The sequence below is a fragment of the Saccharopolyspora flava genome, from assembly GCF_900116135.1.
Classification (GTDB): Bacteria; Actinomycetota; Actinomycetes; order Mycobacteriales; family Pseudonocardiaceae; genus Saccharopolyspora; species Saccharopolyspora flava.
This window is the reverse complement of sequence record NZ_FOZX01000007.1, coordinates 298,649-312,740: the sequence shown is the minus strand read 5'-3', so window position 1 is coordinate 312,740 and position 14,092 is coordinate 298,649. Positions and strand designations below refer to the sequence as shown.

General features: G+C 70.3%; 13 protein-coding genes and 1 pseudogene. 9 read left to right on the top strand and 5 right to left on the bottom strand.

Going from position 1 to position 14,092, the window contains the following annotated elements; genetic code table 11:
* Positions 1 to 11: 11 nt before the first annotated feature.
* Together BM424_RS20710 and BM424_RS20705 are read right to left on the bottom strand one after the other, a co-directional pair.
* A complete protein-coding gene (locus tag BM424_RS20710) occupies positions 12 to 2,888 on the bottom strand; it encodes an FAD-binding and (Fe-S)-binding domain-containing protein (RefSeq protein ID WP_093420625.1) in 2,877 nt (958 codons plus the stop codon).
* 319 nt (positions 2,889 to 3,207) lie between these two features.
* Complete coding sequence (locus tag BM424_RS20705; RefSeq protein WP_281248788.1) at positions 3,208 to 4,758, bottom strand: BCCT family transporter; 1,551 nt, start codon at positions 4,756 to 4,758, stop codon at positions 3,208 to 3,210.
* A gap of 355 nt (positions 4,759 to 5,113) precedes the next feature.
* Between BM424_RS20705 and BM424_RS20700 the strand changes: the two genes are divergently transcribed.
* From BM424_RS20700 to BM424_RS20670, 7 genes are all read left to right on the top strand, one after another.
* Positions 5,114 to 5,974 (top strand): TetR/AcrR family transcriptional regulator, encoded by an 861-nt coding sequence (locus tag BM424_RS20700; protein WP_093420717.1) that lies wholly within the window; start codon positions 5,114 to 5,116, stop codon positions 5,972 to 5,974.
* Positions 5,975 to 6,082: 108 nt separating this feature from the next.
* The gene (locus tag BM424_RS20695) at positions 6,083 to 6,970 is read left to right on the top strand and encodes a beta-keto acid cleavage family enzyme (RefSeq protein ID WP_093420620.1); all 888 of its coding nucleotides are present in this window, start codon (positions 6,083 to 6,085) and stop codon (positions 6,968 to 6,970) included.
* Position 6,971: 1 nt separating this feature from the next.
* Complete coding sequence (locus tag BM424_RS20690) at positions 6,972 to 7,931, top strand: 3-hydroxyacyl-CoA dehydrogenase NAD-binding domain-containing protein (RefSeq protein ID WP_093420618.1); 960 nt, start codon at positions 6,972 to 6,974, stop codon at positions 7,929 to 7,931.
* Positions 7,928 to 8,317, top strand: coding sequence for a thioesterase family protein (locus BM424_RS20685; RefSeq protein WP_093420615.1), 390 nt, complete (start codon positions 7,928 to 7,930; stop codon positions 8,315 to 8,317). The genes BM424_RS20690 and BM424_RS20685 overlap by 4 nt, the downstream gene beginning before the upstream one ends.
* A gap of 101 nt (positions 8,318 to 8,418) precedes the next feature.
* Entirely contained in the window at positions 8,419 to 9,255 is an 837-nt protein-coding gene (locus BM424_RS20680; RefSeq protein ID WP_093420613.1) for a metallophosphoesterase family protein, read from the top strand.
* Positions 9,255 to 9,896: a 4'-phosphopantetheinyl transferase family protein gene (locus BM424_RS20675; RefSeq protein WP_093420610.1), complete on the top strand. Its 642-nt coding sequence runs from the start codon at positions 9,255 to 9,257 to the stop codon at positions 9,894 to 9,896. Before BM424_RS20680 ends, BM424_RS20675 begins: the two co-directional genes overlap by 1 nt.
* A 72-nt stretch (positions 9,897 to 9,968) precedes the next feature.
* Entirely contained in the window at positions 9,969 to 10,766 is a 798-nt protein-coding gene (locus tag BM424_RS20670; protein WP_093420607.1) for an SAM-dependent methyltransferase, read from the top strand.
* A 96-nt stretch (positions 10,767 to 10,862) separates the two neighbouring features.
* Here BM424_RS20670 and BM424_RS29545 read toward each other — a convergent pair whose 3' ends face one another.
* The 3 genes and pseudogenes from BM424_RS29545 to BM424_RS29825 form a co-directional block, all read right to left on the bottom strand.
* Positions 10,863 to 11,156 (bottom strand): amidohydrolase family protein, encoded by a 294-nt coding sequence (locus BM424_RS29545; protein ID WP_245776010.1) that lies wholly within the window; start codon positions 11,154 to 11,156, stop codon positions 10,863 to 10,865.
* Positions 11,157 to 11,212: 56 nt separating this feature from the next.
* Positions 11,213 to 11,761, bottom strand: a pseudogene (locus BM424_RS29895) (amidohydrolase family protein); the annotation flags it as partial.
* Positions 11,762 to 11,867: 106 nt separating this feature from the next.
* On the bottom strand, positions 11,868 to 12,047 hold the full coding sequence (locus BM424_RS29825) for a hypothetical protein (RefSeq protein ID WP_093420605.1): 180 nt from the start codon (positions 12,045 to 12,047) through the stop codon (positions 11,868 to 11,870).
* Positions 12,048 to 12,131: 84 nt separating this feature from the next.
* Between BM424_RS29825 and BM424_RS20655 the strand changes: the two genes are divergently transcribed.
* Both BM424_RS20655 and BM424_RS20650 read left to right on the top strand, forming a co-directional pair.
* The gene (locus tag BM424_RS20655; RefSeq protein ID WP_245776008.1) at positions 12,132 to 12,920 is read left to right on the top strand and encodes an SAM-dependent methyltransferase; all 789 of its coding nucleotides are present in this window, start codon (positions 12,132 to 12,134) and stop codon (positions 12,918 to 12,920) included.
* Between the two features lie 240 nt (positions 12,921 to 13,160).
* Positions 13,161 to 14,066, top strand: coding sequence for a glycoside hydrolase family protein (locus tag BM424_RS20650; protein ID WP_093420600.1), 906 nt, complete (start codon positions 13,161 to 13,163; stop codon positions 14,064 to 14,066).
* The last annotated feature ends 26 nt before the right edge of the window (positions 14,067 to 14,092 follow it).

The window sequence follows — 14,092 nt, the reverse complement described above, 5'->3', positions numbered from 1 at the left end:
CGTCCAATCTCTCAGCGGTGGTGGCCCGGGTCGAGCACCTGCGCGAGGTGCTGTCCGGGGCGGGTGGGGTCGAGCTGGTCAACCTGCCTGGCGCAGGAGAAGCCGTCGGTGAGCACCGTGGCATCGGAACCGGATTCGCGCAGGGCAGGGGCCAGCGCGTTCTCGGCGACCTGCATGCTCACCTCGTAGTGCTCGGCTTCGAAGCCGAAGTTGCCCGCCACGCCGCAGCACCCGGTCGCGTCGACGATCTCCTCGACCCCGGCGGCCCGCAGCGCCGTGCGCTGGGCGGCGGCGCCGAACACCGAGTGCTCGTGGCAGTGCGTCTGCAGCACGGCCTTCCGCGGTGGTCGCGCCGGGGACGGCGTCCAGCCCGCCGAGACGCGGTCGGCGACGTGGGTGGCGAAGCTGCGCACGCGCGTGGCCACCCTGCGGGCCTGGTCGGTGTGGACGAGTTCGGGCAGGTCCTTGCGCAGCGCGGCCGCGCAGCTGGGTTCGACGACGACGATCGGCCGGTCGGTGCCGTCGTCGAGCGCCCGGGCCGCGTGGGCGAGCTTGCGCTTGGCGGTGCTCAGCTGACCGGTGGAGATCCAGGTCAGGCCGCAGCAGGCGTCGGCCGAGCAGGCCACCAACTCGCCCGCATCGCCCAGCACCCGGGAGGCGGCACCGGCCACTTCGGGCCGGAAACCCCGGGTGAAGGTGTCGACGAACAGCACCACCGAGCCCTCGGCCCCGGCGTCGGCGACCTCCTTCCGCCACTCCCCCGCGTCGGCGAAGCGCGGCAGGGCGCGTTTCGTGGTGAGCCCGCCGGCGGCCGAGATCGCCTTGCCCAGTCGACTCGCCAGCACGGCGTTGACCACGCCGGACACCCTGCCGGTGACCTTGAGCCAGCGCGGCAGCCAGCCCAGCGAGTAGTGCGAACGGGGGCGCAGGCGCCGGCGGTAGTAGTGGTCGTAGAACTCCGACTTGTAGGTCGCCATGTCGACCCCGGCCGGGCAGTCGGTGGCGCAGGCCTTGCACGACAGGCACAGGTCCAGCACCTCCCGCGCCTCCTCGGACTTCCAGCCCTCCTCGACGGTGCGGGCGCCGCGCACGACTTCCTGCAGGACGCGGGCGCGCCCGCGCGTGGAGTCCTTCTCGTCGCGGGTGGCGCGGTAGCTCGGGCACATCACCCCACCGCCGTCGGCCCGGCAGCGGCCGACGCCGATGCAGCCCTGCACCGCGTGCACCCACGGGTCGCGGCCGGAGGTCGGGCTCAGCTCGAAGCTGGTGCGCCACTCCCGCTCGGGCACCCCGGCCAGCGCGAGGTGGGCGTCGATCGGGTCGGGGTCGGTCATGGAGCCGGGGTTGAGGATGCCGACGGTGTCCCAGATGCGGCGGGACTCGGCGAAGGCGGCCATCACCTCCGGCGAGTACATGATCGCCAGCATCTCCGACCGCGCGCGGCCGTCGCCGTGCTCGCCGGACAGCGACCCGCCGTGGTGGACGACGAGTTCGGCGGCCTGGCGGGTGAACTCGCGGAACACCGCCCGGCCCTGCTCGGTGCGCAGGTCGTAGGTGATGCGGATGTGCATGCACCCGGCCCCGAAGTGCCCGTACATGACACCGGTGAGCCCGTGCGAGTCGAGCAGCTCGCGCAGGTCGGCGAGGTAGTCGGCCAGCCGCTCGGGCGCCACGGCCGCGTCCTCCCAGCCGGGCCAGGACTCGCCGCCGGAGGCCAGCCGGGAGGACAGGCCCGCGCCGTCCTCGCGGACCCGCCACAGCGAGGCGCGTTCGGCGGGGTCGGCGGCCTTGCGGCCCTGCACGAGACGGCCGTTGTCACCGAGCCGTTCCAGCAGCCGGTCGGCCTGGGCGCTGACCGACTCCGGGTCGTCGCCGTCGAGGTCGACGAACAGCCACGCCTGCCCGTCGGGCAGTCCCAGCACGGCGTCGGGACCGCGCCGGTGGCGCATGGTGGCCACGATCGCGGCGTCGGTGCCCTCGACCGCCGCCGGGGAGAACTCCAGGATCGTGGTGACGTCACGCGCCGCGTCGACGACGTCGCGGTAGCCGAGGCAGACCAACAACGCGCTGGCCGGTTTCGGCACCAGCTTCATGCGCGCCCCGACCACCACCGCCCACGTCCCCTCGGAACCCACGACGGCCCGCGCGATGTTGAACTTGCGCTCGGGCAGCAGGTTTTCGAGGTGGTAGCCCGACACCTGGCGGGGAATGCGGCCGAGTTCGAGCCGCAGCGCGCTCAAGTGCTCCTGCGCCAGGCGCGTCAGCGACGCGGTCAGCTCCTCGGCTCGCGCGGCCGAGGCCGCGTCGGCGGGGTCGGTGGCGCGCAGCTCGGTCTCGGTGGCGGTCAGCCGCGCGCCGTCGGAGGTCACCAGGTCGATCTCGGCGACGTGGTCGGAGGTCCGGCCGTAGCGCACGGAGTGGTTGCCGCACGCGTCGTTGCCGATCGCCCCGCCGACGGTGGCCCGGTTCTTCGACGACGGGTCGGGCGCGAACGTCCGCCGCCCCTCGGTGGCGCGTTCCACGGCGGCCGACAGGTCGGCGAGCACCACACCGGGTTCGACGTCGACGGTCGCGGCCTCCTCGTCGATGGCCCGCACCCGGTTCATGTACCGCGAGAAGTCCAGCACCAGACCGGGGCCCACGGCGTTGCCCGCCATCGACGTGCCACCACCCCGAGCGATGATCGGCGTCCCGGTCTCGCGGCACACCCGCACGGCGGCCACGACGTCGTCGGGACTGCGCGGGAACACCACGGCCACGGGCACGACGCGGTAGTTGGACGCGTCGTAGGCGTACTCGGCACGCCGTCGCGTCGAGGCGTCGGCCTGCACCCCCACTTCGGCGAGCGCACGGAGCAGCGAGGTCGAATCCACGGCGGTCTCGATCATGACCCGGGATTCTCCCTCCCCCAACGCCCCCAGCCCACCCCAACACACACCCGCGTGTCGGAGCGACGACAGTTTTCATGAAAACTTCCCCACCCCACGAACAGGACAGTTTTCATGAAAACTTCCCTCACCCCGAGGGAAACCGAGGGTTTTGGGAGCCTCTGTCCCGTTTCGAGAGGACAGTTTTCATGAAAACCTCCCGTCGTGATCAACAGGACAGTTTTCATGAAAACTGTCCCACCCCCGGTCACGGGGAGTCGCCGACGAGCGGATCGGGGCCGGCTCCGGGTGGGAGTCGGCCCCGATTCGGTGGGTGAGGTCAGGTCGTCGCGGGTTCTTTCTCGGGTTCTTCCGCACGCGGCTCGTCGACCACCAGCGGGGGTTGGGAGTTGTTGGTGCCGAAGTCCTCTCGGAGCCACTTGGCCAGGGAGAGGGCGACGAGGATCAGGACGAAGATGAGTGGGAAGGCGGTGATGATGGACAGGGTTTGCAGCGCTTCCAGGCCGCCGGTGTACATCAGGATCACCGAGACCGCGGCGAGCACGATCGCCCAGAACACGCGGTGCCAGCGGGCCGGTTCGGCGTCCTGCGGCAGGTCCTTCGAGGCGGTGGCGGCCATCGTGTAGGCCGAGGAGTCCAGGGTCGTGGCCAGGAAGACCACCATCAGCAGCAGGAACGCCACCACGGCGATCGAGCCGAGCGGCAGGTGGGCCAGGGTGGCGATGATGCCGGCCGTGTCGCCCTGGTTCTGCACGATGTCGGCCACCGGTACGATCTTGTTGATCTCCATCCACAGCGACGTGTTGCCCAGCAGCATGAACGCCAGCCAGCACCCGGCGCTGCCGGCCAGGCACATCGCGCCGATCATGCCGCGGATCGTGCGCCCCTTGGAGATCTTCGCGGTGAACAGGCCGACGAACGGGGCGTAGGCGATCCACCAGCCCCAGTAGAAGATCGTCCAGGTCTCCTCGAAGCCCGACTGGCCCACCGGGTCGGTGTAGAAGCTCATCTCGACGAAGTTCTGCAGCAGGATGCCGAAGCTCTGGGTGAAGGTGTCGACGAGGAACACCGTCGGGCCCACCACCAGGATGAACACGCCCAGCGCGAGCGCCAGCCACACGTTGACGTCGGCGAGGCGCTTGAGCCCCTTCTGCATGCCCAGGAACACGCTCACGCCGAACAGCGCCGTCCACACCAGGACGATGCCGATGTTGAGCGGGGTGCCCTTCTCCAGCGGGGTCATCGCGGCGATGCCCTCGGACACCAGCGGGACCTCCAGGCCCAGCGAGGTTCCCGCGGCGCCGATCAGGCCGAAGATGAACAGCACGTCGATGAGCCGGCCCAGCCAGCCGTCGGCCCGGTCACCGATGATCCCGCGGCAGGCGTCGCTGAGCCGCAGGGTCCGCTGCTTGCGCACGTGGTAGACGTAGGCCAGGGCCAGCGCCGGTAAGCAGAACAGGCCCCACGCGGTGAAACCCCAGTGGAACAGCGGGTAGGTCGCGGCCCAGTCGGCGGCCTCGACGCTGCGGGGCTGGAGGTGCCTCGGCGGATCGACGTAGTAGTAGGACCACTCGATCACGCCCCAGTAGATGATCCCGCCGCCGATGCCGGAGGTGAAGATCATGGCCAGCCAGCTGTGCGTGGAGAACTCTGGTTTGTCGTCGCGTCCGCCGAACTTCACCCGGCCGTAGCGGCTCAGCGCCAGCCACCCGAGGAAGGCCGCGACCGCGGCGGCGAACCAGAGATACACCCATCCGAACTTCCCGGTGAGCACGCTGAGCAGGGCGTCGAGGGCCTGCTGACCGCGTTCCGGGGCGATCATCACCGGAACGCAGATGGCGGCCACGAGCAGCACCGAGAAACCGAAGATCCGTCTGTCGATCCGAACTTTTCCGCCTGTCGCAGGGATGACGGAAGCACCTCCACAGTGTCGGGGCCGGTTCGCGCCGGCCGTGCGGCGTCACGTCGGCGTCCGCGCCGCAGCGGCCCGCGGTGTTGTCCGCGGCCGGGCAGCGGAGCCGATTGCGTTGCGATTCTACTGATGAGTCAGTTGCGCAACGGCGTACACCTTGAAGCCACCTCCGGCGATCGTCAAGAGCCGAACCACATATCCCCAGGTAAATAGCCACTTATCGCCTGCCGTCGTCGGGCTGCCTCCCCCGAGGTGGCGTTGCGATGACCCCCGACCGTTGCGATTGTCGCAATGCACTGTTAGCGTGTGGCTCGTGGAGGACACGGAGTCGGCGCTGCGCGACCGAGTGCGCGAGGTGCTGCGAGCGCACCCGGGCAGCCAGCGGGCGTTCGCCGAGCAGATCGGCCTGGACGCCACCAAGCTGTCCAAGTCGCTGGCCGGCACCCGGCGCTTCACCCCCGCCGAGCTCACCCGCATCGCCGAGACCGGCAACGTGACGGTGAACTGGCTGATCAACGGCAGCGACGAGGCCGAAACGGTCGCCGCCGCACCGCAGCGCTCCGCCGTGCTCTCCCGCACCGGCGACGCGCAGGAAGCCGGACGGCACCAGCAGATCCTCGACGCCGCCTGGCACCTCATCGCCGAGCGCGGCTACCACGCCGTGCGCGTCTCCGACGTCGCCCAGCAGTGCGGCGTCAGCGCCGCCACCATCCACTACCACTTCCCCGGTCGCGACGACCTGCTCACCGAGGCGCTGCGGCACTCGGTGCGGCAGGCCTTCGACCGGCAGGTCGCCGAGCTGCACAGCATCGACGACGCCCACGAGCGCCTGCTGCGGCTCGTCGAGCTGCAACTGCCCAAACCCGGGCTGCTGCGGCTGGAGTGGTCCATCTGGTTGCAGGTGTGGAACGAGAGCGCCCGCAACCCGAAGATGGGTGTGCTGCACTCGGATTCCTACACCCGCTGGCACGACACCATCGCCCGCACCATCCGCGAGGGCCAGCAGCAGGGCGTGTTCGTCGCCGACACCGACCCCGACGACCTCGCCCTGTCGCTGACCGCGCTCATCGACGGCCTCGGCATCCAGGTCCTCACCGACAGACCCGGCCGCTCGGTCGAGCGCATGCGCCAGGTCCTGCACGACTACGTCAACCGAGACATCGTCCGGCACTAACCCGCACTCACCCGCATTCCCGCAGTCGTCGGCACCCGCGTGTCCGGCGCGCTGCGCGCTGCCCGGAAAACCCTGGAAAACCCCTGGTGGTTCGAGAAAGGAATCGCGTTGAACAACGAAGTGATCATCACCGCGGCGCTCACCGGCGCCGGTGACACCGTCGGCAAGAGCGAGCACGTGCCGGTGACCCCGGAGCAGATCGCCCGCTCGGCCGTGGAAGCCGCCAACGCGGGGGCCGCCGTCGTGCACATCCACGTGCGCAACATCGACGACGGCAAGGGGTCTCGCGACGTCGAGCTGTACCGGGAGACGGTGCGGCGGGTCCGCGAGTCCGGTGTGGACGTCATCATCAACCTCACCGCGGGCATGGGCGGCGACCTGGTCATCGACCAGGACGACCCGCTCAAGCCGGTCGACGGAACCGACCTGGTCAACGGCCTGGAGCGGCTGCCGCACGTCGAGGAGCTGCTGCCGGACATCTGCACGATGGACTGCGGTTCGCTGAACTTCGGCGAGGGCAGCCAGCTCTACATCTCCACCCCGGACATGCTGCGCGCCGGCGCCAAGCGCATCCAGGAGCTCGGCGTGAAGCCGGAGCTGGAGATCTTCGACACCGGTCAGCTGTGGTTCGCCACCAAGATGATCGAGGAAGGCCTCATCGACGCCCCGCCGCTGTTCCAGCTGTGCATGGGCATCCCCTACGGCGCTCCGGCCGACCCGGGCGTGCTGCAGTCGATGGTGAACATGCTGCCCGAAGGCGCGAACTGGGCGAGCTTCGCCATCGGCCGCAACCAGATGCCCTGGGTCGCCCAGTCGGCGATCCTCGGCGGCCAGGTCCGCGTCGGGCTGGAGGACAACCTCTACCTCAGCCGCGGGGTGAAGGCCACCAACGCCCAGCTGGTGGAGCGCGCGGTGACGATCGTCGAGGCCCTCGGCGCCAAGGTCGCCACCCCGGACCAGGCGCGCGAGAAGCTCGGCCTGAAGCGGAGGTCCTGACATGACCGAATCCACGATCGCACCGGCCGAGGTCGGCCACGTCGCCTGCATCGGCGCGGGCGTCATCGGCGGCGGCTGGGTCGCGCACTTCCTGGCGCGCGGCTACCGGGTCACCGCCTGGGACCCGGCCGACGACGCCGCCGAGAAGCTGCACCGGCTGGTCGAACTCGCCTGGCCCGCGCTGACCGAGCTCGGCCTCGCCGAGGGAGCCTCGCGCGAGAACCTCACCGTCGCCGCCACCCTGGAGGACGCCGTCGCCGAGGCGGAGTTCGTGCAGGAGAGCGCGCCCGAGGACCTCGACCTCAAGCGCGACCTGCTCGCCCGGATCGACGCCGCCACCCCGGCCGGTGTGGTGATCAGCTCGTCGACCTCGGGTTTCACCATGACCGAGATGCAGGACCGCTGCCCCACCCCGCAGCGCCTGGTGGTCGGCCACCCGTTCAACCCGCCCTATCTCATCCCGCTGGTCGAGGTCGTCGGCGGCGAGAGCACCGAGGACTGGGCCGTGCGGTGGGCCTCGGAGTTCTTCGAGGTCGCCGGCAAGTCGGTGATCACGATGGACCGCGAGGTCCCCGGGTTCATCGCCAACCGCCTGCAGGAGGCGATCTGGCGCGAGGCGCTGCACATGGTCGCCAACGGGGAGGCCACGGTCGAGCAGATCGACGCCTCGATCACCGAGGGACCGGGCCTGCGCTGGCCGCTGTTCGGCCCGTGCCTGACCTTCCACCTCGCCGGCGGCGAGGGCGGCATGGCGCACATGCTCGACCACTTCGGCCCGTCGCTGAAGGCGCCGTGGACCCGCCTGGAGGCGCCGGAGCTGACCTCCGAGCTGCGCGATCGCATGGTCGACGGCTGCGAGGAGGCCTCCGGCGGCCGGCCCATCCCGGAGCTCGTCGCCGAGCGGGATCAGGCGGTCATCGCCGTCATGCGCGCGATGCAGCAGGTCCGGGGGACGCGATGAGCGAGTTCCGGCAGAAGGTCCGGCCGGAGTGGATCGACTACAACGGTCACCTCAGCGAGGCCTACTACGTGCTGGTGTTCGGCTTCGCCACCGACGCGCTCATGGAGCGCACCGGCATGGACGAGGCCTACCGCACCGAGTCCGGCTGCTCGCTCTACACCGTCGAGGCCCACATCAAGTACCTCCGCGAGGTCGGGCCGGACGCGGAGATGGTGGTGACGACCAGCATCGTCGAGCGCGGAGCGAAGAAGCTGCGGGTCGCCCACGAGATGACCGTGGACGGCACCGTGGTCGCCACCGAGGAGATCGTCGCCCTGCACGTCGACGGCGCGCAGGGCCGCTCGGTGCCCTTCCCGGAGCACATCGCCGCCCGCCTGGACGCCTGAGGGCCCGGTGCCCGGTGTCGCTCCCGGCACCGGGCACCGCCCGCCTTTAGCACATCAATGCTGGTGATGTGCTGGTTTTGGGTGGGTAGGCTGGGGAGATCATGGGTTCTGGTGAACTGCTGGCCGTCAGCGATCTGCACGTCGCTGCGGGCGAGAACAAGGACATTGCGCGCGAGCTCCGCCCCGGTTCCGACCACGACTGGCTGCTGGTCGCCGGGGACGTCGGGGAGCTCTCCGACGACATCACCGGGACTCTGGAGATGCTGGCCGGGCGCTTCGAGAAGGTCGTGTGGGTTCCCGGCAACCACGAGCTGTGGACTCCGAAGCAGGACCCGCTGCAGCTGCGCGGCGAGGCCCGCTACCTCGAACTGGTGCGCCGCTGCCGCGAACTCGGCGTCGTCACGCCCGAGGACGACTTCCCGGTGTGGACCGGCCGGGGCGGTCCGGTCACGATCGCGCCGCTGTTCGTCGGCTACGACTACACCTTCCGCCCGGCGGGCACCTCCACCAAGGAGGAAGCGCTGGCCGTCGCCCACGACTCCGGGGTGGTGTGCACCGACGAGTTCCTGCTGCACCCCGACCCCTACCCCTCGCGCGACGCGTGGTGCCGGGCCCGGCTGGACTACAGCGAGAAGCGGCTCGCCGACTGCGATCCGGACCTGCCGACGGTGCTGGTCAACCACTACCCGCTGGTCCGCCAACCCACCGACGTGCTGTGGTACCCGCAGTTCGCGCAGTGGTGCGGCACCACGCACACCGCCGACTGGCACCTGCGCCACCGCGCCGCGGCCGTCATCTACGGCCACCTGCACATCCCGCGCACGACCTTCTACGACGGGGTTCGCTTCCAGGAGGTCTCGATCGGCTACCCGCGCGAGTGGAAGCGCCGGGGCCTGCCCGACGAGCTGCTGCGCCGGGTGTTCCCGGAGGAGTCGTGATGCTCGAGAAGATCCTGCCCGACGACCTCGCGCGGCACGAGCTGTTCACCGACCCGCCGGAGGTGCGGCTGTTCGCCGAGGAGACCGCGGTGATCGCCCGCGCGGTCGACAAGCGCCGCCGCGAATTCACCACGGTGCGGCACTGCGCCCGCACCGCCCTGGCCGAGATCGGTGCACCCGTCGGCCCGCTGCTGCCCGGTGAGCGGGGCGCTCCGGGCTGGCCGCCCGGGGTGGTGGGCAGCATGACGCACTGCGCGGGCTACCGGGCCGCCGCGGTCGCGTGGGACAAGAACGTGCGCACGATCGGCATCGACGCCGAACCGCACGAGCCGCTGCCCGACGGAGTCCTCGACGCGGTGTCCCTGCCCGCCGAGCAGGCCGTGCTCGCCGGCCTGCCCGCGGGAAGGCACTGGGACCGGATCCTGTTCAGCGCCAAGGAATCGGTCTACAAGTCCTGGTTCCCGCTGACCCGCGAGTGGCTCGACTTCGAGGAGGCCGAGCTCACCCTCTCCCCCGACGGCACGTTCCACGCCCGCCTCCTCAAGCAGGGCCACGACCCCCAGGGCAGCCCGCTGACCTCCTTCAACGGCCGCTGGCTCGCCGAGGACGGCCTCATCATCACCGCCATCGTCGACCGCTGAACCGTGGTCCCGGGACCATCCGGCGTGCCATACTCCGCTGCTCGAACAGCAGTCGCGGCGAGGGGTGAAGCGGTGGCGGGAGTTCCGGACTGGGTTCCTTCGCAGATCGACTGGAACCAGCCCAGCGTGGCGCGGATCTACGACTACGCCCTCGGCGGCGCCCACAACTTCGAGGCCGACCGTCGGGCGCAGGACGCGGCGCTGGAAGTGTTCCCGTACCTCAGCGACGCGGCGCGGGCCAACCGCGCGTTCCTGCACCGGGCGGTGCGGTTCTGCCTCGACCAGGGCGTTCGGCAGTTCCTGGACCTGGGGTCGGGCGTCCCCACGGTCGGCAACGTGCACGAGGTGGCGCAGGACATCGATCCCGAGGCGCGCGTCGTCTACGTCGACCACGACCCCGTCGCGGTGACCCACGCGCGCAGCATGCTCGCCGACGATCCGCGCACGGCGTTCCTGCACGAGGACATCCGCGCCCCGCACCGCATCCTGGAACACCCGGGCACCACCAGGCTCCTCGACTTCGAGCAGCCCACGGCGGTGCTGATGGTCGGGATGCTGCACTACGTCAACGACGCCTCCGACCCGCAGCGGCTGCTCAGCGACTACCGGGCCCGCATGGCGCCGGGCTCCTACCTCGTCACCTCGCACCTGACCAGCGATCTTCCCGAGATGCGGGCCGCGGCCCCGTTCTTCGACGACAGCCGCAACCCGATGACGCTGCGCAGCAGGGACGAGATCGAGGCGCTGCTGGAGGACTTCGACCTGGTCGAGCCCGGGGTGGTGTTCACCGTCGAGTGGAACGCCGAGGGCCCGCCGGACGAGCACCCGGAGCGCTCCGCCTGCTACGCCGCCGTGGGGCGGTGCCGCTGAGGGGGTTCCCCGGCGCCGCCGACCGGTCGGAGCGGGACGGCCGGGCGACGCCGAGGCCCGTCGAGTCTCGAACCTCCAGTGCGGTGGAGGTCAAGATCAGAGCCGGTAGAACTTCTCGGCGTTGTCGTGGAACAGCGCCAGCCGCTCGTCGCGCGAGTAGTCGCGGGTGATCTCGCGGAAGGCGTCGAAGATCTCGCCGTAGCCGGAGAAGAGGCTGTCGACGGGGAAGTTCGAGGCGAACATGCACCGCTCGACGCCGAAGACCTCGATCGCGTGCTCCACGTAGGGGCGAATCGACTCGGTGGTCCAGTCGTGGTCACCCATGCCCAGCCCGGAGATCTTGCAGGCGACGTTCGGGGCCTGGGCGAGCGGCTCATGCCGTCGCGCCACGGCTCGAAGTGGTCCGGCCCGTCGACCTGCATCCCCGTGTGGTTGAGGATGATCTGCACGTCCGGGAAGTCCGAGGCGAGCTCGAAGAACTCCCGCATCTGCGGGTAGTACAGCTGCAGGTCGAACGACAGCTCGCGCTTGCGCAACTCCTCGAATCCCCGGCGCCACCCGGGCGTGCGGCTGACCTCGGGTCTGTCCAGGTAGGTCTTGGCCTTGTCCGGGTGGTAGTTCATCGACTGCCGGATGCCGCGGAAGTTCGCGTGCTCGCCGTGGGCGTCGAGGACGTCGGCCACGTCGGGGCGGGACAGGTCGGCGTACCCGACGATGCCGTGCGGGAATCCGCGCTCGTCGGCGATGTTCTGCAGCCAGCGCGTCTCCCCCACCGGGTCGCGCGGGTCCCAGCCGACGTCGAGGTGCACGGCCTTGACGAGGTTCTGGCCCTCGGCGTCGCGCAGGAAGTCGTCGATCGTGTAATTGCGCAGCAGCGCGTCGTAGCCGCCCCACGCGGCGGGGCCGACCTGGTCGCTGAGCCACGGGTGGTAGTTCGCATCGAGATCCCACAGGTGCTGGTGGGCATCGATGATCGGGATGTCGTCCGGGCGCATCGTCAACTCCTCACTGAGCTGCGCCGGACCACCGCGCAGGACGGTTCCGGCTCGTCTGCGATGCCTACTATGGAGATGCTGACTGTTGGATGTCAACACTCGACACTCAGCCCTCGTTGCGGCGGACGATCTCGGTGATCCAAGCCGGGGCGTACGGCGAGGTGCAGCCCTTCGGCGTGAGGTTGACGCCGTGGTCGTCGCCGTGCCTGGCGTTGACCTCGCGCCGCTTCGGGTCGTCGAGATCGGCGAGTTCCGCCATGAGCTCGTCGAGGGTCGTTCCGGTCACCTGCGCCTCCGATGCGTTCGGTTGTCCACCCTGGCCGCGGATCGTCGGTAGCCTGCGGGTATGACCTCGTGGGAGCGTGATGCGATGTCTCTGGACACCTCGCGGCCCAGCGCGGCGCGCGCGTACGACTACTTCCTCGGCGGGCACAGCAACTTCGCCGCCGACCGGGAGTTCGCCGACCAGGTCAAGGCCATCGCGCCGAGCGTGCCGAACGTGGCCCGGCTCAACCGCAACTTCCTGCGCCGGGCCGTGCGGTACTGCCTCGACCAGGGGATCCGGCAGTTCCTCGACCTCGGCTCGGGCATCCCGACCGTCGGCAACACCCACCAGATCGCCGCCGACGCCCACGCCGACGCGCGCGTGGTCTACGTCGACAACGAGCCGGTCGCCTTCCACCACAGCCGCGGGCTGCTGGAGGAGCACCCGGACGCCACCATCATCCAGGCCGACATGCGCGACCGGGAGCACGTGCTCTCCCACCCCGAGACCCGGCGGCTGCTGGACTTCGACGAGCCGGTCGCGCTGCTGGTCATCGGCGTGCTGCTGTACCTGCCGGATCCCGAACCGGCCGAGCTGATCCGCGGTTACCGGGAGCACCTGGCGCCGGGCAGCCTCCTCGCGGTGAGCACGCTGACCGACGAGCCCGCCGGGACCGCGCTGCGCGAGGAGGTCCAGCGGCTGCGCGCGGCCTACGCCGAGGCCGGCGAGCCCGTTCACCCGCGCGATCACGCCGACATCCTTCCCTGGTTCGACGGCCTGGACCTGGTGGAGCCGGGCCTGGTCACGCTCCCCGAGTGGCGCTGCGACGACCCGGCGGAGGCCTTCGACGTCGCCGCCCCGCTCGGCTACGGCGCCGTCGCCCGCGTCCCCTGACCCACCGCTCTCAGCGTCAAGAACTGCAACAAACGTCGTGTCGAAAACCCCGGTTTTCGTCGCGTGAAAACCGGGGTTTTCGACACGAGGAGAGGCCGGCGTGGTGTTGATCGCGATCGGAGTCCGGCAACGCCGCCGGGTTGTTCGGGATCTGACCGCTTTCACCCGTTCCACGGCTGTCGGGCGAGGTCATCACCGCGTATACCGGGAGGAGGTCCGGTTTCGAGGCGGGAGTCGACGATGATCCGCTCGGTGATGGCTCTGCTCGTCGCGCTCCAGCTCGCCGCCTCCGGCACGGCCTCGGCCGAATCCGAGGTGTCCGCCGGGGAGTTCGCGCGCGTCTACGACCCGTCGGTCGGCGAGGACGAGCAGTGGTACTACAACGACCACACGCTGATCCACGACGAGTCGGGGTTGTGGCACGTCTTCGCCATCACCCACGCCGAACCGGCGAACCCGTTGGACGAGAAGCACTTCGGGCACGCCACCGCTCCCTCACCCTGGGGACCGTGGACGAAGCAGCCGTTCGCGCTCAGCGCCGATCCGGATGCCGGTGAGAGCCACATCTGGGCGCCCCACGTGGTGCGCGCCGACGGCGTCTACCACCTGTTCTACGCGGCGGGAACGCCCGATCACGCGGCCTACCGGATGCACGTGGCGACCTCGACCGACCTGTGGCACTGGACCCGCAGCGACGCGAATCCGCTGTTCACCGACGGATTCGACGCCCGCGACCCGATGGTCACCCGGGTCGGCCCACTGTGGGTGCTGTACTACACGGCCACCAGCACGCCCAAGGGCGGCAACCACCAGGTCGCCTACCGGGTCAGCACCGATCTGCGGAGCTGGAGCGGCAAGCACGTCGCCTTCGAGCACCCGCGCACCGGCGACGTCGGCGGCCCCACCGAGTCCCCGTTCGTGGTCCGGCGCCCCGACGGCTGGTACCTGTTCGTCTGCTGCGACTCCGGCTACACCGACACGCGGGTGTACCGCAGCGCCAGCCCGTTCCACTTCTCCCCCGACTCCCAGGTCGGGCGCATCGACGCTCACGCCGCCGAGGTCGTCACCGAACCTGACGGGGACACGTCCATCACCAGCGCGGGCTGGGGCCAGGGCGGTCTGCACCTCGCACCCCTCCACTGGTGACGACCCGACCTGTGGTGGGAGATCGC